Origin of the sequence: Methylophaga thalassica (assembly GCF_030159795.1) — a bacterium.
In the GTDB taxonomy this organism is placed as follows: domain Bacteria; phylum Pseudomonadota; class Gammaproteobacteria; order Nitrosococcales; family Methylophagaceae; genus Methylophaga; species Methylophaga thalassica.
This window is the reverse complement of record NZ_BSND01000006.1, coordinates 183,386-204,319: the sequence shown is the minus strand read 5'-3', so window position 1 is coordinate 204,319 and position 20,934 is coordinate 183,386. Positions and strand designations below refer to the sequence as shown.

21 protein-coding genes and 1 riboswitch are annotated in these 20,934 nt (G+C 44.5%); of the genes, 17 read left to right on the top strand and 4 right to left on the bottom strand.

The genetic code is table 11. From position 1 onward, the window contains the following. Window positions 1-77 precede the first annotated feature (77 nt). Entirely contained in the window at window positions 78-3,146 is a 3,069-nt protein-coding gene (locus QQL60_RS11950) for an autotransporter outer membrane beta-barrel domain-containing protein (protein WP_284723435.1), read from the bottom strand. A gap of 191 nt (window positions 3,147-3,337) precedes the next feature. Here QQL60_RS11950 and QQL60_RS11945 point away from each other — a divergent pair, with 191 nt between their 5' ends. From QQL60_RS11945 to QQL60_RS11920, 6 genes are all read left to right on the top strand, one after another. Further along, window positions 3,338-4,039 (top strand): phosphatase PAP2 family protein, encoded by a 702-nt coding sequence (locus tag QQL60_RS11945; RefSeq protein ID WP_284723434.1) that lies wholly within the window; start codon window positions 3,338-3,340, stop codon window positions 4,037-4,039. A gap of 6 nt (window positions 4,040-4,045) precedes the next feature. Next, the gene (locus tag QQL60_RS11940; RefSeq protein ID WP_284723433.1) at window positions 4,046-4,831 is read left to right on the top strand and encodes a DUF1206 domain-containing protein; all 786 of its coding nucleotides are present in this window, start codon (window positions 4,046-4,048) and stop codon (window positions 4,829-4,831) included. Between the two features lie 24 nt (window positions 4,832-4,855). Then, on the top strand, window positions 4,856-5,752 hold the full coding sequence (locus tag QQL60_RS11935) for a lipid kinase (protein WP_284723432.1): 897 nt from the start codon (window positions 4,856-4,858) through the stop codon (window positions 5,750-5,752). A 1-nt stretch (window position 5,753) separates the two neighbouring features. Next, a complete protein-coding gene (locus QQL60_RS11930; protein WP_284723431.1) occupies window positions 5,754-6,188 on the top strand; it encodes a hypothetical protein in 435 nt (144 codons plus the stop codon). Between the two features lie 246 nt (window positions 6,189-6,434). Beyond that, the gene (locus QQL60_RS11925) at window positions 6,435-6,668 is read left to right on the top strand and encodes a hypothetical protein (protein WP_284723430.1); all 234 of its coding nucleotides are present in this window, start codon (window positions 6,435-6,437) and stop codon (window positions 6,666-6,668) included. A 712-nt stretch (window positions 6,669-7,380) separates the two neighbouring features. Further along, a complete protein-coding gene (locus QQL60_RS11920) occupies window positions 7,381-7,974 on the top strand; it encodes a hypothetical protein (RefSeq protein WP_284723429.1) in 594 nt (197 codons plus the stop codon). 219 nt (window positions 7,975-8,193) lie between these two features. Here QQL60_RS11920 and QQL60_RS11915 read toward each other — a convergent pair whose 3' ends face one another. Next, complete coding sequence (locus tag QQL60_RS11915) at window positions 8,194-8,412, bottom strand: hypothetical protein (protein WP_284723428.1); 219 nt, start codon at window positions 8,410-8,412, stop codon at window positions 8,194-8,196. 374 nt (window positions 8,413-8,786) lie between these two features. Here QQL60_RS11915 and QQL60_RS11910 point away from each other — a divergent pair, with 374 nt between their 5' ends. Continuing rightward, entirely contained in the window at window positions 8,787-10,280 is a 1,494-nt protein-coding gene (locus QQL60_RS11910; protein ID WP_284723427.1) for a diguanylate cyclase domain-containing protein, read from the top strand. Between the two features lie 205 nt (window positions 10,281-10,485). Here QQL60_RS11910 and QQL60_RS11905 read toward each other — a convergent pair whose 3' ends face one another. Then, on the bottom strand, window positions 10,486-11,100 hold the full coding sequence (locus QQL60_RS11905; RefSeq protein ID WP_284723426.1) for a DUF642 domain-containing protein: 615 nt from the start codon (window positions 11,098-11,100) through the stop codon (window positions 10,486-10,488). 16 nt (window positions 11,101-11,116) lie between these two features. After that, window positions 11,117-11,197, bottom strand: a riboswitch (cyclic di-GMP riboswitch). Window positions 11,198-11,470: 273 nt separating this feature from the next. Between QQL60_RS11905 and QQL60_RS11900 the strand changes: the two genes are divergently transcribed. From QQL60_RS11900 to QQL60_RS11885, 4 genes are all read left to right on the top strand, one after another. Then, window positions 11,471-12,307 (top strand): 23S rRNA (adenine(2030)-N(6))-methyltransferase RlmJ, encoded by an 837-nt coding sequence (locus tag QQL60_RS11900; protein WP_284723425.1) that lies wholly within the window; start codon window positions 11,471-11,473, stop codon window positions 12,305-12,307. A 306-nt stretch (window positions 12,308-12,613) separates the two neighbouring features. Beyond that, window positions 12,614-13,129 carry a DinB family protein gene (locus QQL60_RS11895; RefSeq protein WP_284723424.1) on the top strand — a complete coding sequence of 172 codons (516 nt, stop codon included), beginning with the start codon at window positions 12,614-12,616 and terminating at the stop codon, window positions 13,127-13,129. Then, a complete protein-coding gene (locus QQL60_RS11890; RefSeq protein WP_273180900.1) occupies window positions 13,126-13,731 on the top strand; it encodes a LysE family translocator in 606 nt (201 codons plus the stop codon). The genes QQL60_RS11895 and QQL60_RS11890 overlap by 4 nt, the downstream gene beginning before the upstream one ends. Window positions 13,732-13,912: 181 nt before the next feature. Next, the gene (locus QQL60_RS11885) at window positions 13,913-15,688 is read left to right on the top strand and encodes a methanol/ethanol family PQQ-dependent dehydrogenase (RefSeq protein WP_284723423.1); all 1,776 of its coding nucleotides are present in this window, start codon (window positions 13,913-13,915) and stop codon (window positions 15,686-15,688) included. A gap of 59 nt (window positions 15,689-15,747) precedes the next feature. Here QQL60_RS11885 and QQL60_RS11880 read toward each other — a convergent pair whose 3' ends face one another. Further along, window positions 15,748-16,635 carry a LysR family transcriptional regulator gene (locus QQL60_RS11880; protein ID WP_284723422.1) on the bottom strand — a complete coding sequence of 296 codons (888 nt, stop codon included), beginning with the start codon at window positions 16,633-16,635 and terminating at the stop codon, window positions 15,748-15,750. 142 nt (window positions 16,636-16,777) lie between these two features. Between QQL60_RS11880 and QQL60_RS11875 the strand changes: the two genes are divergently transcribed. The 6 genes from QQL60_RS11875 to QQL60_RS11850 are packed head-to-tail and all read left to right on the top strand — an operon-like array spanning window position 16,778 to window position 20,892. Beyond that, entirely contained in the window at window positions 16,778-17,425 is a 648-nt protein-coding gene (locus tag QQL60_RS11875) for a sensor histidine kinase (protein ID WP_284723421.1), read from the top strand. A gap of 5 nt (window positions 17,426-17,430) precedes the next feature. Further along, complete coding sequence (locus QQL60_RS11870; protein WP_284723420.1) at window positions 17,431-18,051, top strand: response regulator; 621 nt, start codon at window positions 17,431-17,433, stop codon at window positions 18,049-18,051. An 8-nt stretch (window positions 18,052-18,059) separates the two neighbouring features. Next, window positions 18,060-18,764 carry a glutamine amidotransferase gene (locus tag QQL60_RS11865; protein ID WP_284723419.1) on the top strand — a complete coding sequence of 235 codons (705 nt, stop codon included), beginning with the start codon at window positions 18,060-18,062 and terminating at the stop codon, window positions 18,762-18,764. Continuing rightward, window positions 18,761-19,474, top strand: a complete 714-nt coding sequence (locus QQL60_RS11860; protein ID WP_284723418.1) for an MOSC domain-containing protein — start codon at window positions 18,761-18,763, stop codon at window positions 19,472-19,474. Before QQL60_RS11865 ends, QQL60_RS11860 begins: the two co-directional genes overlap by 4 nt. Next, window positions 19,471-19,710, top strand: coding sequence for a hypothetical protein (locus QQL60_RS11855; protein WP_040576107.1), 240 nt, complete (start codon window positions 19,471-19,473; stop codon window positions 19,708-19,710). Before QQL60_RS11860 ends, QQL60_RS11855 begins: the two co-directional genes overlap by 4 nt. Window positions 19,711-19,713: 3 nt before the next feature. After that, complete coding sequence (locus QQL60_RS11850; RefSeq protein WP_007144068.1) at window positions 19,714-20,892, top strand: acetylornithine transaminase; 1,179 nt, start codon at window positions 19,714-19,716, stop codon at window positions 20,890-20,892. The last annotated feature ends 42 nt before the right edge of the window (window positions 20,893-20,934 follow it).

The following is a 20,934-nucleotide window of genomic DNA, read 5'->3' as shown; positions in this document are numbered from 1 at the left end:
CGTTGTATAAATTTCTTAATAGTTCGTCAGAAAGAACCAGCGTTCCCTAAAGGTTCAGTACTGACTAGATAGGTTTGTCACCACTGCATTCTCAGCGTAGCTGATAGATCATGGCGTTGGTCTGAGCTGGCCCATTCCCCTTGATAACCCAGTTGGATTGATGTCAGTTCATTCATTTGCATATTCAAGCCGAGTCCCAATCTGGCTCGGTTACGGTCAAGCGCGGGACCATCCACTTGAAAGTGTGCCAGTGAAGTACCGGCAAAGTCAGCTCGCATCTGTGATTCCTTATCCATAAACTCATGCAGCCACATGAGTTGTGCCATGGGTTCTAGATAGTAGCCGTATTGGGTTGTTAAATGATGACTTATACGGGCACCCATTACAGAGCGTAATGATTGTTGTTGCTCACGACTGACGTTGAGATTGGCTGCATCGGCATTTTTCTCATCAAAACTGTTTCGACTGACATAGGCATATTCCAGTCCGGTGAGCGGGGTGAGACGAGTATTGTCGGTGATGTTAATCATTCGACCTGCTTCAATGGCGAGGTTGCTGGCCCAGGCCTGGTAAGCTGCTTGAGCGGTCATAGTCGATGTACCAACGCTAATACGTCGTTTACTTTCAATATCATGATAGCCAAGACCGGCGATACCGCTGGCGTAATAATTATCGTTTAATAACCATCGACCATATACAGCGGCCTGATAACTGTCTACATCAAGGCTTCCCTGGAAGACACTGGCATCGGTGCGGTTATAGCCAAGAGCCAGTCCAATCGTTATGGTTTCTTCTACATAGATATCACGTCCTGCCGCGGTACCCGCTGATGTGTAATGTGCACCACTGGCATTGCTGGTGTCATCAATATCAGCATAATTACCCGTGCCACGTAACCACCAGCCGTGATTCTGCTTTGAGTCTCCGAATAGCGTAGTTCCTGCATCGGTCATTACACCGGTGTTATTGTAGGCTAACTGTATTTGACCATTACTGGTCAGAGCGGGTGGGGCGTTGTGTAAGCGGCTGAGTAACACTCCTTGGAACTGATTCATTGACTGCAAGGCAATCAGATTACTGTGGGTGTGCTGCACACCGCTAAGTGAGTCAAAAGCTTGTCGGGCACCTTCGCTTGTTAGCGTGTTGAGGTTATTGATAATGTTACTCACACCGCTGCTGCCATTACTAACGAGAGTATCAATTGTAGTGCCGATAACCGTTTGATTTGGTGTGTTTGCAACAGATGCATAATCAGAAGAATTACGGCTCAGGTTGAGAAAAACGTTGTTGGTATCGTAAGTCAGTGCTGGCGTCAGAAAGGCAAAATTTGAGCTGACACTATCAAACGTTGTGCCTCCTAATCCACCTGCTGCAGTGAGAATGGTGTAATCGGTACTGAGATTATAATTTCCGCTTTCAGGTCGCACTAACACCGTGCCGTTAGTGAGGGTGGCCATGGCGGTGGCATTAATCAAGTCGGCATTGCCTGCGGCGTCCACTTCCACCTCATAAACACCGCCACCAGAGAAATCAACACTACCGGACACGTTCATTGTGCCGATCGAGTTGCCAGGAGCGAGGGAGCCGCCATTGATTGTAATACTGCCAAGTGTGCCACTACCGCCCAGCGCACCACCTGCATTGACCGTTGTACCGGAGTTGGCAATGGATCCATTCACCACAAGCAGTCCATCATTGATGATGGTGGCGCCGGAGTATGTGTTATTGCCAGACAGGGTAAGCTTTCCGGTGCCTGTTTTAGTTAAATAACTAAAATCAATAATTGTGCCGCTAAAAACAGTGGACGTATTATCGCCACCAACGGTCAGTGTAAATCCACCCGACCCGGTATCCACATCAACAGTACCATTACCTGCTAACGAGCCAATTGTCAGATCAGATAATGCTTCAAGCATGGCACCAGTACCAACGGTCACCGCACTGTTGTTTCCCAGTTTTCCTCCGTTATAAACGACCAGCTTTCCGCTACTAATATTAGTGCTGCCGGTGTAAGTGTTATTACCACTTATATACGTCGTGCCGCTACCAACAAAATTGACATCGGTGGTTCCAGTTATTCTGATGGTATCGCCACCTGAAGTACTATCGTTGGTAAAAAAATAATTACTCTCATTATGGTTGAAGTTGAGTGTGGCTATGCCTGCTCCACCATTGACTGCCGCCGCATTGAGAATACCTGCCGCACCACCATTACCAATATTCAGTATGCCGCTGCCACCCTTAAATCGTCCTAATAAAACCGTCCGCGTGCCACTGTCGACATTGACCATCCCCTCATTAATGATATTAATTGTGCCGCTGCCTGACTCGCCAAGATATAATATTGCGCTGGTATTATTCCAGCTGGATCCAGTGCCATTCACGGTTACTGTTCCTATGCCGCCAGCTTGACGACCGACAGAGCCAAATGTGTTGCTGACTGAACCACCATTAAGAATATTAAGCGTGCCGTTTCCCGAGTTGCCTACGTTTATGCTGGCGTTAATGTTCGTCAATTTCGATCCAGTGCCATTCACTGTAACCGTACCGCTGCTGCCAGCATTGTCACCTATCGAAGTGCTCAAATAAGAGTCAGCATTGAGCACTTCACCGCCATTGGTAATAGTAAGACTGCCTTCACCAGAGGCGCCCACGTCTAAACTGGCACTTGGGCCAGCGAGCTGCCAGCTTGAGCCAATTCCATCCACAGTCACTGCTCCACCGCTGCCAGCGTTGCGGCCTATTTCATTACCATAAAAGCTCTCCAATTGGCCGCCGCCAAAAATATCCAGTGCTCCACTATTTACGTTGCCTATGTAGACATAACCCGCTACTGAGTCGGTTGTCTGTACCTGTGCGGTACCGCCATTATCAACATACGCAGACGCATCCTCATCTGGAACCATTGAACCGAAGCTATTAGACCAGTTGCTGGCATTTTCCCAGTCACCAGTGCCTGCGATCCAGTTAAAATCAATGGCCTCGGCCGTGCCTAAAACAGCAGTCGTCCCCATCAATGTTGCGACCAATGTGATCGCGGTTTTATGTAAGCCGCTGACCCTTTTGTTTGATAATGAAAGAACTTCAGATACACAAATAGAGCTAATGGAAGCTGATTGATTGATAAACCGATAGTGTCGATCCATGGCAGATTACCTGTGAGAGAACAAATCGGTTCACGTTACGCACTTGAGAGCAGATCGACTATCCGATTTTCGCAAACGCTGTCATCACCTTGTTAATATCGATAACGTCTAAGTTTTATCCAGGTTAGTGACGAAGCTGATATTTGCATATAGGGTATCCATTCTGAACTTTCGCAGTGATAAGGACGCGTATGCAAAAGATACTGACATGGTTAGGACGACGAGAAATCGCTTTTTGGATCGTGTTGTTGCTGATATCTGGCTCAATGTGGTTGTTTATGGAAGTCGCCGATGAGGTGACAGAGGGCGAAACGCTCGCCATGGATGAAAAGATTCTGCTGTCATTGCGTAACCCCGATAATCCTGAAGATCTGCTTGGGCCTCCTTGGCTGGAGCAAGTCGGTAAGGACATCACAGCATTGGGTGGAAACACCGTTCTCACCTTACTCAGTGTCTGGGTGATGATTTTTTTATTACTGATTCATAAACGTAAACTGGCTCTTGTTGTGTTGCTGGCTACCGGCGGTGCATTACTTGCCAGCTTTATGCTGAAAAGTGGTTTTGATCGTGCCCGACCTGATTTGGTCACGCATGCGACCTTGGTTTATACATCAAGCTTTCCCAGTGGGCACTCTATGTTGTCAGCTAGCACTTACCTCACACTCGGTGCCTTGCTTGCACAGTTTCAGACAAGTTGGCGGGTGAAGTTGCTGATCATCTGTACATCCGTGTTACTGACATTGCTGGTGGGTATCAGCCGAGTTTATTTAGGTGTGCATTGGCCGACCGATGTGGTGGCCGGCTGGACGGTTGGTTCGGCATGGGCCCTAATGTGTTGGTATCTGTCACGTCAGTTTGTGCATGAAAAAATCGACACGGTGCCGAATGAGTAATCAGCTTTGAGTCACTCAACGACATATCAAATTCTGGCACGGATGGGCTATGCTGCCAGAGGGCTTATCTATGTCACTATCGGCGTGTTGGCTTTTCTCTCTACGCTAAGATTGGGAGGAGAAGAGGCGAGTAGCAAAGGTGCCATTCTCAATCTCAAAGAGCAGCCTTTTGGTCAAACGCTGTTAGTCATCCTTATTATTGGTTTGCTTGGCTACATTATTTGGCGCTTTACTCAAGGCATCAAAGATGCCGATGGGCATGGTCATTCGTTTAAAGGCTTGGTTGTGCGTGGCTCCTTAATCGTAAGTGCCATTACTCACAGTATTCTTTGTTACTGGACCATCAAGTTATTGCTTCATAACACAGAGGACTCGTCAGGCGATTCGGCATCTTCCAGCCTCTCGGCCTATCTGAGATCAGACATCACGGCTTTCGTCGTTGGTATTATTGGCTTGATATTAGTGGGTGTGGGTATTGCTCACTTGTTTAAGGGCTATAAGGCTCGTTTTGAGCAATATATGGCGATGCCAGAGTCTCAATATCGCTGGATAAAGAGAGTCTGTCAGTTCGGGCTGATATCGAGAGGCATCGTCTGGTGCATTATTGGCTGGGTGATTCTGCGTTCCGCCTTTATTTCTGGCACCAGTGAGAATAAAGGGATCAGTGACGCGTTGGAATGGTTACAGACAACACCCTTTGACAGTTGGCTCACCATGACGGTGGCTATCGGCTTAATGGCCTTTGGTCTTTATAGCTTTCTGGAAGCGGTATATCGTCGTATTGAGCATTAAGCGATCACATACAGGGAATAATTTATGCAGCATGCCTTGATACTGATTAACCCTCACAGCCGTAACGGCAGTGAAGACGCTTTGCAAGAAGCCATAGAAACACTGAAATCTGGCGGGTTTGAGATTTCAGTCAAAGAAACCGAAAGCGAAGATCACTTAATCACACTCATTGAAAATTATGAACGTGAGGATGGCGTGATTGTCCTCGCCGGTGGGGATGGGACAATCAGCACTGGGCTGGAAGCGATACATAAATATCAACGCACCATGGCGATATTCCCGCTGGGCACAGCCAATGATCTGGCGCGATCGCTGGGTGTGCCAGAAGATTTAATCGCCGCAGCACAAGTGATGGTTGATGGTAAACGCGAACGGATTAGTCTGGGCAAAGTAAATAATCATTTTTTTGTGAATGTTGCTCATATCGGGCTGGGCGTCGATGTTACACGAGAACTCAGCTCAGATAGCAAAAAATGGTTTGGTGTGTTGGCATATTTAGGTGCCTTCTTTAAAGCCATCAAGCGAAACAAAAGCTTTAAAGTCCATATCAAAACCGATGACTGGCAGAACTCAAGCCGAGCCATTCATCTTGCTGTTGGCAATGGTCGGTATTACGGTGGAGGCAATATTGTTGACCAGCGCTCTACCTTAGTAAACGGTCAGCTTCATTTGTTTTTTATCAAGCCACGGCCATGGTGGCAATTGTTATTATTGGGGCCTAATTTACGTGATGGGGCATTGGCAAATGAGCGTCATATCGTGCGCCACTCTGCTCAACACTTCAGTATTTACACCTCTAAACCCAAAGAGCTGGAAGCTGATGGTGAATTTAAAACCACGACCCCTGTCGAATTTGAGATTATCCCTGAAGCCATAGAGGCAATTGTCGGGGACATACCTACCGATTCTGGAGACGTTTAATATGTCGATAATACGAACAGATGCACAGGCTGATGCTCTGGAAATTCTGAAATTAATCATACAAACAGTCGATTTTTACCGTGCCATGGGTGAAGAATTAAGCAAAGAAAATATTCAGCACCAGTTGTTTGATATTGCAGACGAACGTGAAGCGTTCATTACCTCCTTTCAGCAAGTCATCAAAGATCTCGGCGACTTACCTTCCACCCCCGATGCCGACAGAGAATGGATTGAAGAAATTGGTGTGAAACTGACTCAACTTTTCTCTGATGATCCTAAACAGACAATTGAAGAAAAATGCCTTGAGAAGGATGAAGTACTGGCCAACCTTGTTAACACCACCACACTCGTTGAAAAATCAGGAGAAATGAAACAACGCTTAGACGCACTCAATCAACACTTGAAAGGCTCAAAAGCGCGTTTAGCTGGAGATTAGGGTAGAACGCTATAGTTTGATATTAAAACTGAACCCGAAGATGCCAATGTGTTGGCACTATTTTTCACTGTATGCTCAAACTGTTGGCCTTATAATTCTCTGAATAAAAAATGACTTTCATTAATAATCAACGTGTTAGACTTTTTAAAAATGAATTATAAGGCCGTCTGTTTAATATTTATTATGAGGCCAGTGGCCTCATAAAACACACTGTTATGCATTAGAAATCAGCTATAGAGGATAAACATGCCATTACCTGTCGTACCTATCGGAATACTTTGGATTATTGGCGCTGCTGCCGCCATCGGTGTACTAGGTGGTCTCGTCGCATTTTTCATTACAAAGGAAGGAACTGCCGCTGTTTTATTTCTTCTGGTTGGAGTGATCGCTGTTCTGTCGATTCCATTTTTACCAAACCGATACTCCTGGGTCAGAGAGTTGAAACGAAAATTAAGATATGTCCTAGATGAAGAGAAATAGAAACAAAAACGCAGCAAGCTTATTCTTAGGCACCAGCTTACTTCTCCAAGGTTGCTCACCTAGCGAAGAGGAGCTTTGGGGCCTTGGTTCGTTCGTATTTGTAGTTTTTGTAGCAATATTGCTCTTGAATAGCATTGTGCCTCGTATTCAGGAATTCCCGAGATTACAGAAATTGGTCACGAAGCTTGAGTTTCTATCAGAAAAGACTTGGCCGCTTATCTTACTTATAGCGATCGCATCAATATTAATTGGCGCATATTCGATAGCAACCAATGGGCCAGGTTCTATACGGAGTCTATTTATATTTACGGGAGTCATTATTTTATATCTTGCCGTCAACGTAAGAGCTTGGGCTAGGTCTAAAGAGGCATTGAAAAAGCGCAACCACCTTCGAAAAATCGGGCTCAGCGTAAGCTTCCTCGTCATTTTTGGTTACTTGCTCCTAGGGGCTCCAAATCTCACCCTCTGAGGCAGAAATGCATAACAATGCCGTAAACTCGGACGCATTTTTCGTTCGCTGCGCTCACTACAAATGCGCCGGTTACGGCTGGCGTTAGATTTATATGAACTCTGAACTAGATATCATCAATAAGTTAAAAGAATCCATGAGAACATCAAAATCAATAGGGTCAGAATGTTTGATTTTAGCCATTTTTACACTGACCTAGATAATTAGGGATTTTAATTTCAATCATTAAGGACAAACACTATCATGCCAAAAAATTACCTTAAGTACGCACATCGTTTTCTCTTTATTGTTCTGGCAAGTATCTCCATGCAGGCTCTCGCTTCGGATAGCCTTATTCCTGAGCGCATAGAGTCGTTTAAAATTAATGGTCTTTCGCTTAACTCCTCAGTCGAAGAGTTCAAGGAACTCACAAAGAATGGCTTTAAATGTAGAGTTAAGGATCGTTTTGCTGTTAATTATTGGACATGTCGTTCTAACCAGAAGCAAAAAAACAAGATAAAGCTAATAGTGGGCGTTGATAACAATAAAATCGTATCAATTAACTACTCCAGCCAAAGCACCACAAATTCATTTGCTCAGTTAAGAAGTGACACCGCAGAATTGAATCAGGTATTGCTCGAAGAAGGTGTCGCTCACACAGGAAGAAATCAGAACGACAAAGAAATCTTTTTTTATAACAATGATGAATCGCCTGTCACGTCTAAGACAGAAATGTTTCTTAAGACTACGCTTGAGTGTTCAATGGAAAAACCAAGTATCTATGGCTTAGAAGTCACAATAATGACAGTTGGCGAGCTTGATAACGTCGGCGTGACGATGTACAAAATGCACTGCTAGTGTGATGTAACTCAGCAAGAATATTAACTGTATTAACCATGCTGAGGCTAGCTCAGTGATATTTAGGGTCAGGTTAATAACCTATCGAGAATAGCCTAATGACCGTACCACAATAGGGGAAGTAGGCTATTGGGCGCTGACCCTGAATATGCTATATCACTGCCACTAACATATTAGATATCTTGGTTTTAAACCCATATACCACAATGGCTTTTGCCACTACGGTGGTGTAGGTGGTTGAGGCATAATCGGTGCCTTTTCAGCATCTTTCTGTTTTTTATCATCAGGATCGTCTGGTTGATATGTTCCCTCTGAGGGCTTTGGCGCCTCAGGCGTTTCTTCTGCTTCTTTTTCTTCTTCATCTGAGAGCTTCAGCGAGGCAGCGATAATACTTGAAACGTTTGTTGTGTTTTCTGTGTTTATTTTTTGTAGTGTCATTGTATTTTTCCTTGAATTAGTTAAAGAAGACTTCTCGCTATTACAAGAGTGAAACGACTTATTTGATAACTCTGAGTTGAGTAGAGTGATAATCACTAATGAATGGTATTGCGGTAGACATACATTATTGTTGAAGAATTTTCTTTACCGCCGATGTCATTTTCACCCTAGCAAAATAGGACGCCTAACACAATTAACTGGGTTTACTATCAATAGATGCATCCTTGATTCAGAGTGAGATAAACAGTGTGATTGAATCTGTGGCATCTGTTTACATACGGGTATAAGATAAACTTACCCAAATAAAATGCTGGGGGAGTGAATGTGAAACGTAAAACATGCGTTTGTACTAGTAAAGCTGTGTAGGTCGTTAGATGTGCCAGAGCAAATCTGACCAACCAGTTTACGTTGAAAGCGTTTTAGAACAGAAACTTAAACTGCTTTTTACGGCGAGTTTTTTTTCTATCGCCATCAATGCCGCGCTGGGTTTGATACTGATTATTGTTCAACTCCCGGTGACGTCACTGTTGACCTCCTTGAGCTGGTACGGGGTGTTGGTGATTGTTTTGATCTCACGATGTATTTTGTTGGTGTGCTGGCATAGAGATCATAACAAAGCAGAACTTAATCAGACTCGATGGCTACAGTACTTTCGTTTCAGTGTTTTGATGTCGGGCATTGTCTGGGGAATAGGTGGGGTCATCCTGATGCCTCAAGACAATATTGCCTATCAGGCATTTTTGTCTTTTACCATTGGCGGGATAGCTTCGGGTGGTATGGCTTCACTCTCGGTTGACCGAAGATCGGTGGTGGCTTTAGTTCTTCCCACTATGATTCCACATATTCTGATACTTGTTCAGCAAGGGGAACCGATAACATATGGTATGAGTGCCATACTGGTGCTGTTTGTATTATTTGTTTTTCTGGCGGCTAAAAAATCAGGTGAAACCTTCCTGGAAAATGCAAAGCTACGCATCAAAGCATTAGAAAGCGAATCACGCTTGCGAATGATGTTGGACTTTAGCCCTACCGCCGCATCGATCATTGATATCGACACACAAGAAGTGGTATTTGCGAATAAAAGTTATGCCTCTTTAATCGAAAAGAAACATCAGGAAGCTTTAGGCGTGACGCTTCGACGTTATTACGCGAATAAATTGGAATATGATGATACGGTGAAGTTAATTGAACATGGCCAGCAGGTGAATAACCAATTAGTTGAACTCTACTTCCCTGATAGCCAGCAATCAACGAAATGGGTTATCGCCTCCTATCTTCAGATTGAATATCACAGCAAGCAAATGATTTTGGCTTGGTTTTTTGATATTACCGATAGAAAAGTCATGGAAGAACACGCTCAGCATCTTGCTCATCACGATGCACTGACCGGGTTGCCAAATCGAATCTTGTTCAGAGAACGGCTGCATTTAGCGATGACCATGGCAGAACGGGATAAATATGCGTTAGCCTTAATGTTTATCGATTTGGATGAGTTCAAACCGATTAACGATACCCACGGACACGATGTGGGGGATGCCGTATTGATTCAGTGTGCCGAACGAATCCGTGGCTGTCTCCGTAAACCTGACTCCGTCGCCAGACTTGGTGGTGATGAGTTTGTCGTATTGCTGCATAAAGTCAGCGATGAACAGGCCGCCATCCACGTTGCTGAGAAAGTTTTGGAGACACTGCAAAGCCCCATGACATTTGAGGATTTAACTGTCAGCGTCGGAGCCAGTATTGGTGTGGCGCTCTATCCTGTGCATAGTACTGAAGAGGATGGGCTATTAAATTGTGCTGACTTTGCTATGTACGATGCTAAGAGAAATGGGCGAAACCGGGTCAGGTTGTTTAAGAATGAATATTAAGTAGCTTGTTAATAAGCTCGTTCATCAGGATGAAAGTCAATCACTGGAATGCTATCGAGTTTTAGTGGGATCTCAGATAATCGATAGTAATATTTTAATAAGTGAACTGATATAACAGCAATAACCAGGCAAAAAAAGCCTCCAAAAAATATTTTGGAGGCTTAAATGCTTGTTTTTTCTAGACTAGAAAGTTAACTAATCTTTATTACGCTATTTTTGCAGTTTTACGGCGTAACCCCATAAAACCAAGTAATGCTGGAGCAAATAAGAAGGCTGCCGCTGGAACTGGAACAGCACTCACTGATACAGCATCTAAGCTACCACCAAATGAGTCATCAAGACCATTGGCTGCGAAAGTCAAAATATCATTACCCACAGCATCGACTAAGAACGTGTAAACAACCCAGTCATGTTGAGCGCCACCGATAGCAGTAACGGTGTCAACCATCACACCATTCCAGAATATAGAAATAGCATTTGTATCAGCTGATTGGCTGATGCGACCAGAATAAGCAAATGATAACTCATAAGATGAGCCAGCCGTTGTTGCTAAAGTTTGTGTGATGCTGCTGTTGTGAGTCGTATCCAGCTCAACAAACTGATCACCATCATAGGCTGTGCCTGCTTTGTTATCACGCACTTCAACACCGTCTTCACCAGCTTCCCAGTTGGTTAAATCACCATCATAAAGAATGGTCCATGAGCCAGATTGAATATCAGGATTTTCGAATGAGCCGTTTGATACTAAATTGACACCTGCAGCGTGTGCTTGTGCGGATACCCCCAAAATAATTGCTAGACCAGCTAGTACTTTTTTCATTGCTATTTCCATAAAGTCATGCAACCCAGCCATCTTTCCATGGGGAAGACCTGTAGCTTTCCGTCCTTGGCTCACACCAAGTTTGGCTCTATTAAAATAATGAAGCAATTGTAGTTTATGTTGTTGGAAAGAAAATAAAAATTGTACTTTAGTACAGTATTGAGAGGAGAGAGTGGTTTTGAAGTAATTGTCATGATTAGTAAATTTAAAGGCTTTTATTATTGAAACTGTCTAAATCTCTTCTCAGACGAAGATGAGTTGGTAGCTATTTTTTATGTGCTTCTAATCTCTCATAACATTTTCCAACGCACTCCCCCACCAACAGGCATAATTTGCAGAACAACTTCATTAACCTGCGTAGGATTCTGCTTTGTTAAGTTATCGTCATTCATTCCATGCGGGTAATTTTGCTGATGTGCTGAAACATATTGTGCTGATCGAACTGCTTCAGCATATGGTGAAAAAAGAAAAAGCCTTTAGTTATATTGATACCCATTCCGGGGCGGGCTTGTATCATTTACGCTCAGGCCACGCTGGAAAAAATCAGGAATATCAGAAAGGTATTACGAAGGTGTTTCATCTGGACTGGCCAGAGTTGGCGGCGTATCAGACGGCAGTGAAGACGGTGAATGATGGCAATGACCTGACGTTTTACCCTGGCTCACCCATGTTGGCGATGCAATATTTACGTGCTCAGGATCAGGCATGGTGTTTTGAGTTGCATTCGGAAGACAGTGTATTCCTGACCAATAATCTGCGCCAATATAAGCAGGCTCGTGTACGGCGAGAAGATGGCTTGAAAGGTTTGCTGAGTTTATTACCGCCGGAGTCACGTCGGGCACTGGTGTTGATTGACCCGTCTTATGAGATCAAATCGGATTACGACGAGGTGTTTCATACTGTCGAGAAAGCCCATAAAAAGTTTGCTACGGGTACGTATGCAATCTGGTATCCGGTGGTCGACAGGGCACGTATTAATCGACTGGATAAACAGTTGATTAATAGTGGCATTACTCATATACAACGCTATGAACTAGGGTTGGATGCGGATGCTTCCACACGTGGTATGACGTCATCGGGCATCTATGTCATCAATCCACCCTGGCAATTGATGGAGACCATGACGGCATTACTGCCCAAACTAGTGAAAGTCTTGGGTGAAAATGCAGGTGCATTTTATCGGGCTGATACGTTGGTGGCGCAGTAAGGTAGCTACTTCGCTGACAACTGCTATGGATCAAATAGGATCGGCTTTCAAAAGTCTGAGTGTTTGGCTCATTTTTCTATAAGACAAACTCTGACTATGCTATTGCTATGCAGTCTTAATCGCGTTTTTGTTCTATCGTTAAGTACTTGCATAATCAATGAGTTGCCGGTGGATGATTTTCACTTTTATTACTAAAACCTTCAAAAAAAGACATCATAAACTTGCCTTAGCCACTGATTTTGATTGAAAAAAATAAGATGGAATGATTTAGAATTTTCTTCTTTGCTCTCAATGAAGGAGCTTGTGATGAAGTTGGATATCGCGACTTATGCGGAGTTAATGGCACGTTATAACCAATGGATGAACCAGTCTGTTTATCTGGCAGCCAGTCAATTAAGTGATCAGGATCGCAAGGCCGACTGTGGACTGTTTTTCAAATCCATTCATGGCACCTTAAACCATCTATTGTTGTGCGATCGGATGTGGCTAGACCGATTTAAAGGTCAGATTCCTTCAGCTGATCTGAAGGCATTGGATCAGGAACTTTACAGTGAGTTCACGGAGCTAAAAAAAGCGCGTGATGAATTAGATCTGGAGATACTTGATTGGGCAGCTTCACTCGAGGAGACAGTTTTGCCAGAACGCTTGGTCTATACGAGTCTGGCAGCTGCTGCCGAAAAGAATGTCGATTTCACTCAGGCGATTATTCATTTTTTTAACCATCAAACCCATCATCGGGGACAAATTACCACAGCACTGAACCAGGCAGGTGTCTATGTCGGGGTGACAGATTTATTATTTATGCCTGAGATCAGTGTATGAATGTAACGGCGTTTTTATTATTTGCAATTGCTTCCACCATTACGCCGGGTCCGAATAACATCATGATTCTAAACTCGGTGCTGCACTACGGGGTTAAACGTACCCTGCCGTTTTATTTGGGGGTGTGTTTTGGCTTTCCATTGATGTTGCTGGCCATCGGTATGGGCTTGAACACGCTGTTTAAGCAATACCCGGTGTTGCATCTGATTTTAAAAGTTGTTGGCATTGTCTATTTACTCTATCTGGCCTGGTTGATCGCCACCCAAAAACCGTCTTCCAACACCGGTATTCAACAAAAACCGATGTCTGTGTTGGGGGGAATGATTTTCCAATGGTTAAACCCCAAAGCCTGGATTATTGCCATTGGTGCCGTGACGACCTACTCCTCGCTGGATTCAGGTTGGGGAAATATTGTATTGATGGCCGTTATGTTTTTAGTGGTCACAGCGATTTGTCTTTCGTTATGGTTATATCTTGGTCATGCTTCACGTTCTTTTATTCATTCGAATAAAGCGATGCGACTGATTAATCTGAGCATGGGAATGTTATTGGCTATTTCTGTGGTGCCAGTAATTATCGATGTGTTAACGCTCAGCCACTAACTAGGTATATTGAGTTGATGTACTCATGATTCACATTTTTGATAATGAAAAGTAGATAAGAACAGATCAGCGTTTCTCTGAGTCTTAAACAAGCCTTTGTCCAAATGACCCGTCTCACGGTCTTTTATACAGTTGTATGGCATGTCGAACATGCCAAAAACAACGATAAAAGGACAAAGAAATGAAGCTGAAAATACTTTCTATTGCTTTGCTATCAGCCACGCCAGCATTGGTGGCTGCTGACGAACTTCAACAAATGCAGGAAAACCCTAATAACTGGGTCATGCCTGCGGGTCATTACAATAATCAACGTTACTCTGAGCTGACACAGATTAATAAAGATAATGTGAAAGATTTAGGCATGGCCTGGTCATTCTCGACCGGTGTTTTACGTGGACACGAAGGTAATGCCTTAGTTATTGATGGCACGATGTACCTACATACGCCATTTCCAAACATTGTTTATGCGCTGGACTTAAATAATGATGGCGCCATTAAATGGAAATATGAGCCCAAGCAAAATTACGATGAAACTGTACCCGTCATGTGTTGCGACACAGTCAATCGTGGCTTGTCTTATGCTGATGGCAAAATTTTTCTTAATCAGGCTGATACCACGTTAGTCGCTTTGAATGCTGAAGACGGAAAAGTGGTGTGGTCAGATAAGCGTGATGACCCAAGAAAAGGTGCCACCAGTACTGCAGCGGCGCATGTTTTTAAAGATAAAGTGATTGTCGGTATTTCCGGTGGTGAATTTGGGGTACGTGGTTATGTCCAGGCCTATGACCTGGATGGCAATGTGAAATACAAGGCTTATAGCACTGGACCGGATGAAGATATGCTGATTGATCCTGATAAAACCACGTCAATGTTAAAACCAGTAGGAAAAAATTCATCGTTAAATAGCTGGCAGGGTGATCAGTGGAAAATTGGTGGTGGAACGACTTGGGGTTGGTATTCTTACGATCCAGACCTGGATACCTTCTACTACGCGACGGCGAATCCATCTACCTGGAACCCAGTTCAACGTCCAGGTGATAACAAATGGACCATGTCAATTTTCGGCCGTGATCTTGATACGGGCATGGCAAAATGGGTCTATCAGATGACACCGTTTGACGAATGGGACTATGACGGTATCAATGAAAATATTTTGGTGGATCAAAAAGTCAAAGGCAAACAAAGAAAAACGCTGGTGCATTTTGACCGTAATGGGTTTGCCTACACGATGGACCGGGCAAATGGTGAATTGTTAGTGGCAGAAAAATATGACCCGACAGTGAACTGGTCAAACGGGGTCAATTTAAAAACAGGCTTGCATGATCGGGTGGCAAAATACTCAACGGCGAAGAATGGGCCGGATGTCACCACCAGCGGTATTTGTCCTGCAGCGCAGGGTTCAAAAGATATGCAACCTGCTGCCTACTCACCACGGACGGGACTTTTCTACGTGCCGACAAACCATATTTGTATGGATTATGAGCCATTTGAGGTGGAATACGTTGCTGGTCAGCCTTATGTCGGGGCAACGCTAAGTATGTATCCGGCACCGGGTGGCACCAATATGGGTAACTTTATTGCCTGGGATGCCCGAGAAGGTAAAATCGTTTGGTCTAATCCTGAGCGTTTTTCAGTCTGGTCTGGTGCTTTAGCGACGGCTACGGATGTTGTTTTTTATGGCACGCTTGAAGGCTATTTAAAAGCAGTAGATGCTCAATCAGGTCGCGAGCTTTGGCGCTTTAAAACCGCCTCGGGCATTATTGGTAATGTGAACACCTACAAACATGATGGTAAGCAATATATTTCTATTTTGTCTGGTGTTGGTGGTTGGGCTGGTATTGGTATGGCTATTCCATCACTTGAAAATGATGCCGATGGTTTAGGTGCCGTTGGTGCTTATAGAGCTTTATCCAACTGGACAAACCTGGGGGGTGTGTTGAGTGTGTTTAGCTTATAAGCGGTTATATTCTCATAGTAAATGACCTCGACCCGGCATGGTTTTCATGCCGGGTTTTTTTATTGTTTCAATTGATTTCTGATTAAAGTGCAGAAATGTTCGACACTTTTTTTACGCAGTCGATCTTTGACGGTAAACAGACCAATTTGTCGTTCTTTGGGGGCGGGGCTTAAGTCGTATTCACGACGTTTAGCAGAGGTATTTAGCCGCGAAAAAGCCTCCGGTAAAATGCTGAATGCCATGCCGTTTTCAACCAGATCCAGGATAAAGGAAATGGTATTTACTTCTGTTATTTTGCTGGTAAATATCTGGTGATCTTCGAAAAACTGATCAACCACGCTTCGGGTTTCAAATCCTTCTGGTAACAACACGGCTTTCAGCGGATGTGGCTGGCCTTGCATGATGGCTGAAGCATATTTGGCCGACTCATGATTGATGATCAATTTCCATGCTTCAGAAAATAAAGATTCAAAAAGCAGATCATGATGGTATTTTTTATCAAGAATAAAACCGATGCCAACATCAATATCGCCAGTCAATAAACGCTGCTCAATTTGCCGATTAGATAGCTCTTCTATGTGCAGAGCGATACCCGGATGCAGCCGGTCAAACTCTAAGACAATTTCCCGACAATACAAAGCATTAATCGATTGTAATACGCCTATACGTAAACTGCCCGTCTGACCCGACTCAATATCACTCACTGCTTCTTTCAGTAAGTCGACTTCATTCAGAATTTTATTGGCAACTTCCAGTACTTTTGCACCAGATTCCGAGAGTTTGACATGGCGGCCAACACGGTGAAATAAGGCGGTATTGAGTTCCTCTTCCAGTTGTTTCATTTGATTGGATAAAGCCGGTTGGGTGATATGCAGTTTTTCAGCAGCCTGATGAAAGTGCTGTAGTTCAGCAACGACCTTAAAGTAGCGTAAATGTCTGAGTTCCATATCGTATCAATTGATTCATAAAAATTATCAATAACATAAATATTTAAACTTATACATGCAACTTTTGTTCTGAGAGAATTGCTCACACATCAGGGAATTATTCTGAAATCACTCAGACAGTTTTGGTGTAAAAAGGGTAAAAATGATGAATGCGAGACTAGAACAACAGCCAATGGCGGCTGTTAATGACGAGTTGAGTTCATTTCACCAGTCTCTGGCGAGAGAGCTGCATGATGAGCTTGGGCAAGAGTTAATTTTAATCAAATTATTTTCTGAACGGATCTTACGATCATCTCAACTGGGTGCAGCACAGGAATACGCTCAGCAGATACTTTGCACGCTGGATAAAACGCATCAGCAGGTGAGGGGATTATTACAAAATATAAAATCACCCGTTCCGGAGGATGTCGACTTCAGACAACAAGTGACTGAATTGGTGGCACAGTGGCAAGCATCAAGTCAGCTAGAGGTGTCATTCAGGCTCGAAGGCGATGTGGATGCCATGCCTCGTGACCACGCCCACAGCATTTATCGACTGCTACAGGAAGGACTCACCAATGTGGCTCGTCATGCTCAGGCTACAGCTGTCACCATTACGGTGTGTTATGCCCCTGACCTTATTCAGTTCGCACTTTCTGATAATGGTCGGGGTATGTCATCAGCCTCGGGGCAACGTATTGGATTAGGGCTGACGGGTATGCGTGATCGGGTGCAGGCGCTGGGCGGTCAATTTGAAATAAACCAGCATGCCGGGACACATATCAATGCACTTTTTCCATTAGTGAGCTGACACAGATGAACATCTTGATAGCTGATGATCATCCCGCCATCAGAAGCGGACTGGAAGCGATGCTTAAAGACATGAACTGGCAGGTGTCTGCCTGTGTAAGTAGTGGTGAGTTGGCGTATGAGCATTACTGTCAGCAAAAAGCCGATGTGGTGGTATTGGATTTATCCATGCCAGGTATAGGCGGCATCGAGACTGCGAGACGAATTAAAGCACGTGATACTGATGCTCGCATCATCATTTATTCCATGCATTCAGCCGTGATGTATGCCAAGCAGGCTTTAATGGCTGGTGCATTATCTTTTGTACTGAAGTCGACGGCGATTGATGATTTATTTCATGCGATTAAACAGGTGGCACAAGGACGCAGCTATTTGAGTCATGAGGTGGCTCAGAAAATGGCGATGAGCAATGTCATGGGTGACAGCCCGATAGATAAGCTCAGTACCCGTGAATTTGAAGTGTTATGTCTGTTGGCCAATGGCAAGGGAGTCGGTGATATCGCCGACATATTAAGTATCAGTAAAAAAACAGTGGCGACTTACCAGACTCAGTTGAAACGGAAGTTGGAATTGAACAGCACAGCAGACTTAGTGAAGTTAGCTATTGAACATGAACTTATTGACTAGGAGCAGAGATGAAAACTGCGATTGCACTCAGACATCTTGCTTTTGAGGATGCTGGGATACTCGCCAGTGTGCTTATGGATCGAGACATAACATTGCGTTACGTTGATGTTGCAATAGACGATTTAAGTCAGCTCGACAATACACAGATTGATTTACTGCTGATATTGGGTGGGCCGATCAGCGTTAATGATGGAGCCTTGTTTCCATTTATTGCCTCAGAGCTGGCGTTGGTACAACAGCGTCTTGAGCTGGGTCTGCCCACACTCGGCCTATGTTTAGGCGCACAGCTGATCGCAAAAGCCCTGGGAGCAAACATATACCCTGGCAAGCAAGCTGAAATTGGCTGGTATCCCTTACGTCTTAGCTCATTCGCTCAGCACTCTCCCGTTAAGCATCTTTCGTCGGCGATGACCACGATGTTTCATTGGCATGGCGAAACCTTTGATTTACCTGCTGGGGCGACCTTACTTGCTTCATCTGACAGGTATGAAAACCAGATATTTTCATGGGGCGAAAAGGTGATGGCAGTGCAATGTCACCCTGAAGTTTTCACTGCTTCATTAGAGCATTGGTTTGTGGGTCATATCTGTGAGCTTTCCAAGTCAGGCATCTCTGTTATGGCATTACGGGAGGCGAGCACACATTACGGACCGCAACTGGAACAACAAGCCCACTTATTTTTTACAGACTGGCTCGAGAGCATTGGATTATGAAATTGTTATTACCGATAGTCACGGTGGATGCCGTCCTGATAGGCAAATCAGCACCATTAGGCCTTAATGGTGAGCCGAGTGCGATGAACAAACACATTATTCAGGACCGTGTGTATTTGGGAACGGAAGGTTTGTTGGGAGATGAACAAGCTGACAGGCGTCATCACGGCGGCGTGGAGAAAGCGCTGCATCATTTTCCCGCGGAGCATTATTCCACACTGCAAAAGCACCTGAAAAAGTATACCGATGGCGCGTTTAGTGTCGGTCGATTTGGTGAGAATATCAGTACCACAGGCTTAATCGAATCGGATGTCTGTATTGGTGATATTTTCCAGTTGGGTGAAGCCATTATTCAGGTGTCACAAGGCCGGCAGCCATGTTGGAAACTCAATGCACGTTATGACTATCCAGAGATGGCAAAACAGGTACAAAGCCTGAAAACGATCGGTTGGTATTATCGTGTTATTACCCCTGGTTACCTTCAGGCCGGCGATTCATTGGTGCTACTGCAACGGCCTTACCCCGATTGGTCTATTGCCAGATTATTAAGCTATTTGTTTGAAGATACTTTGAACCTGACGGCGTTAAAAGCCATGGTAGATATTCCTTATCTGGCGCAAACATGGCGTGATATGGCTCAAAAGCGTATTGATTCCGGGCAGGTTGAATCATGGCAGCATCGTTTAACAACACCGGATAAACAATCATGAAGTCGCGTTACCATATCAACATTCAAAAACAGCACAAACTTTGGTGTCAGATGAATATTGACAGCACATGGGCAGAAGATGTGCTGGCGGATCTGGTGGTTCGCTATCCGAAAACGGAAGGGTTTTCTATTGAAATATATCAGGCTTATGAGTCTCGCCGCATTCTCGAAACCAGCCACAGTGGCTTGAAAACCCTGGCCGTAGAATACGAAATGACGGCGGTAGAGAGGGAATAACACATGACACAGTGGAACGTGGACGCAGTCATGAACATTGCCGAACGGCCAGATATTGTGATGGTGGCCGGAGAGGGTTCCTGGTTGACCGATAATCAGGGGAAGCGTTATTTGGATTTCCTTCAGGGCTGGGCAGTGAATTGTTTAGGGCACAGCCATCCGGCGATTGTTGAGGCAATCTCAGAGCAAGCTGGCAAACTCATAAATCCCAGTCCGGCGTTTTATAACGAACCGATGATTGCCTTGAGTCAGTTATTAGTCAAACACAGCGGCTTTGATCAGGTCTTTTTTGCCAATAGTGGTGCGGAAGCAAATGAAGGGGCAATCAAACTGGCAAGAAAATGGGGGAGCAAATACAAAAACGGCGCTTATGAAATTATTTGTTTTGAGCGTGCGTTTCATGGTCGAACTCTGGCGACCATGTCTGCCTCAGGCAAGCCCGAGTGGGCCGAGTTATTTACTCCAAAATTAGCGGGTTTTAAGCATGTGCCATTGAACGATATCAATGCCGTTTTAGCAGCCATTAATAAGAACACGGTGGCGGTGATGTTGGAACCGGTGCAGGGTGAAGCCGGGGTCATCGCTGCTGATCCGCTTTTTCTCAGACAGCTACGGGAAGTGACCAAAAAGCAGGACTTGTTACTGATCGTCGATGAGGTGCAAACAGGCATGGGGCGGACAGGACAGTTATTCGCCCATCAACATGCAGATATACAACCCGATATGATGACCCTGGGTAAAGGTCTGGGCGGGGGCTTTCCCCTCTCTGCACTTTTAGTCACCGATCAGGTGGCCTGTTTTGACTTTGGTGATCAGGGCGGTACCTTTAATGGTAACCCCTTAGCCACAGCTGCTGGGCTGGCGGTATTAACTGAGTTAATACGTCCCGGTTTTATGGACGCGGTGAATGAAAAAAGTCAGCAGCTCAGTCGTAGTTTAAAAACACTTCAGCAGCATGACAGGTATGGGCTTATCAAGTCAGTCAGAGGTCAGGGCTTATTACAAGCGATTTGTTTTCATCGTCCGGTAGCCAAAGAGCTGATGAAACGAGCGTTTCAGGCGGGTTTATTGATTAATGCGACGCAGGCGGATGTTATACGATTTATGCCATCATTACTGATCAGCGAAGATGAAATTGGGCTGATGGAAGATATTATGTTGCAACAGGTGCTCAACCGTTAACGATAGGGAATATATCAGCTAAACATATCGGATTTCGGCAAA

Coding starts and splice junctions, on each gene's coding strand:
- QQL60_RS11950 (WP_284723435.1), bottom strand. CDS start 3,146: ATGGATCGACACTATCGGTTTATCAATCAATCAGCTTCCATTAGCTCT.
- QQL60_RS11945 (WP_284723434.1), top strand. CDS start 3,338: ATGCAAAAGATACTGACATGGTTAGGACGACGAGAAATCGCTTTTTGG.
- QQL60_RS11935 (WP_284723432.1), top strand. CDS start 4,856: ATGCAGCATGCCTTGATACTGATTAACCCTCACAGCCGTAACGGCAGT.
- QQL60_RS11930 (WP_284723431.1), top strand. CDS start 5,754: ATGTCGATAATACGAACAGATGCACAGGCTGATGCTCTGGAAATTCTG.
- QQL60_RS11925 (WP_284723430.1), top strand. CDS start 6,435: ATGCCATTACCTGTCGTACCTATCGGAATACTTTGGATTATTGGCGCT.
- QQL60_RS11920 (WP_284723429.1), top strand. CDS start 7,381: ATGCCAAAAAATTACCTTAAGTACGCACATCGTTTTCTCTTTATTGTT.
- QQL60_RS11915 (WP_284723428.1), bottom strand. CDS start 8,412: ATGACACTACAAAAAATAAACACAGAAAACACAACAAACGTTTCAAGT.
- QQL60_RS11910 (WP_284723427.1), top strand. CDS start 8,787: ATGTGCCAGAGCAAATCTGACCAACCAGTTTACGTTGAAAGCGTTTTA.
- QQL60_RS11905 (WP_284723426.1), bottom strand. CDS start 11,100: ATGAAAAAAGTACTAGCTGGTCTAGCAATTATTTTGGGGGTATCCGCA.
- QQL60_RS11895 (WP_284723424.1), top strand. CDS start 12,614: ATGAAGTTGGATATCGCGACTTATGCGGAGTTAATGGCACGTTATAAC.
- QQL60_RS11890 (WP_273180900.1), top strand. CDS start 13,126: ATGAATGTAACGGCGTTTTTATTATTTGCAATTGCTTCCACCATTACG.
- QQL60_RS11885 (WP_284723423.1), top strand. CDS start 13,913: ATGAAGCTGAAAATACTTTCTATTGCTTTGCTATCAGCCACGCCAGCA.
- QQL60_RS11880 (WP_284723422.1), bottom strand. CDS start 16,635: ATGGAACTCAGACATTTACGCTACTTTAAGGTCGTTGCTGAACTACAG.
- QQL60_RS11875 (WP_284723421.1), top strand. CDS start 16,778: ATGATGAATGCGAGACTAGAACAACAGCCAATGGCGGCTGTTAATGAC.
- QQL60_RS11870 (WP_284723420.1), top strand. CDS start 17,431: ATGAACATCTTGATAGCTGATGATCATCCCGCCATCAGAAGCGGACTG.
- QQL60_RS11865 (WP_284723419.1), top strand. CDS start 18,060: ATGAAAACTGCGATTGCACTCAGACATCTTGCTTTTGAGGATGCTGGG.
- QQL60_RS11860 (WP_284723418.1), top strand. CDS start 18,761: ATGAAATTGTTATTACCGATAGTCACGGTGGATGCCGTCCTGATAGGC.
- QQL60_RS11855 (WP_040576107.1), top strand. CDS start 19,471: ATGAAGTCGCGTTACCATATCAACATTCAAAAACAGCACAAACTTTGG.
- QQL60_RS11850 (WP_007144068.1), top strand. CDS start 19,714: ATGACACAGTGGAACGTGGACGCAGTCATGAACATTGCCGAACGGCCA.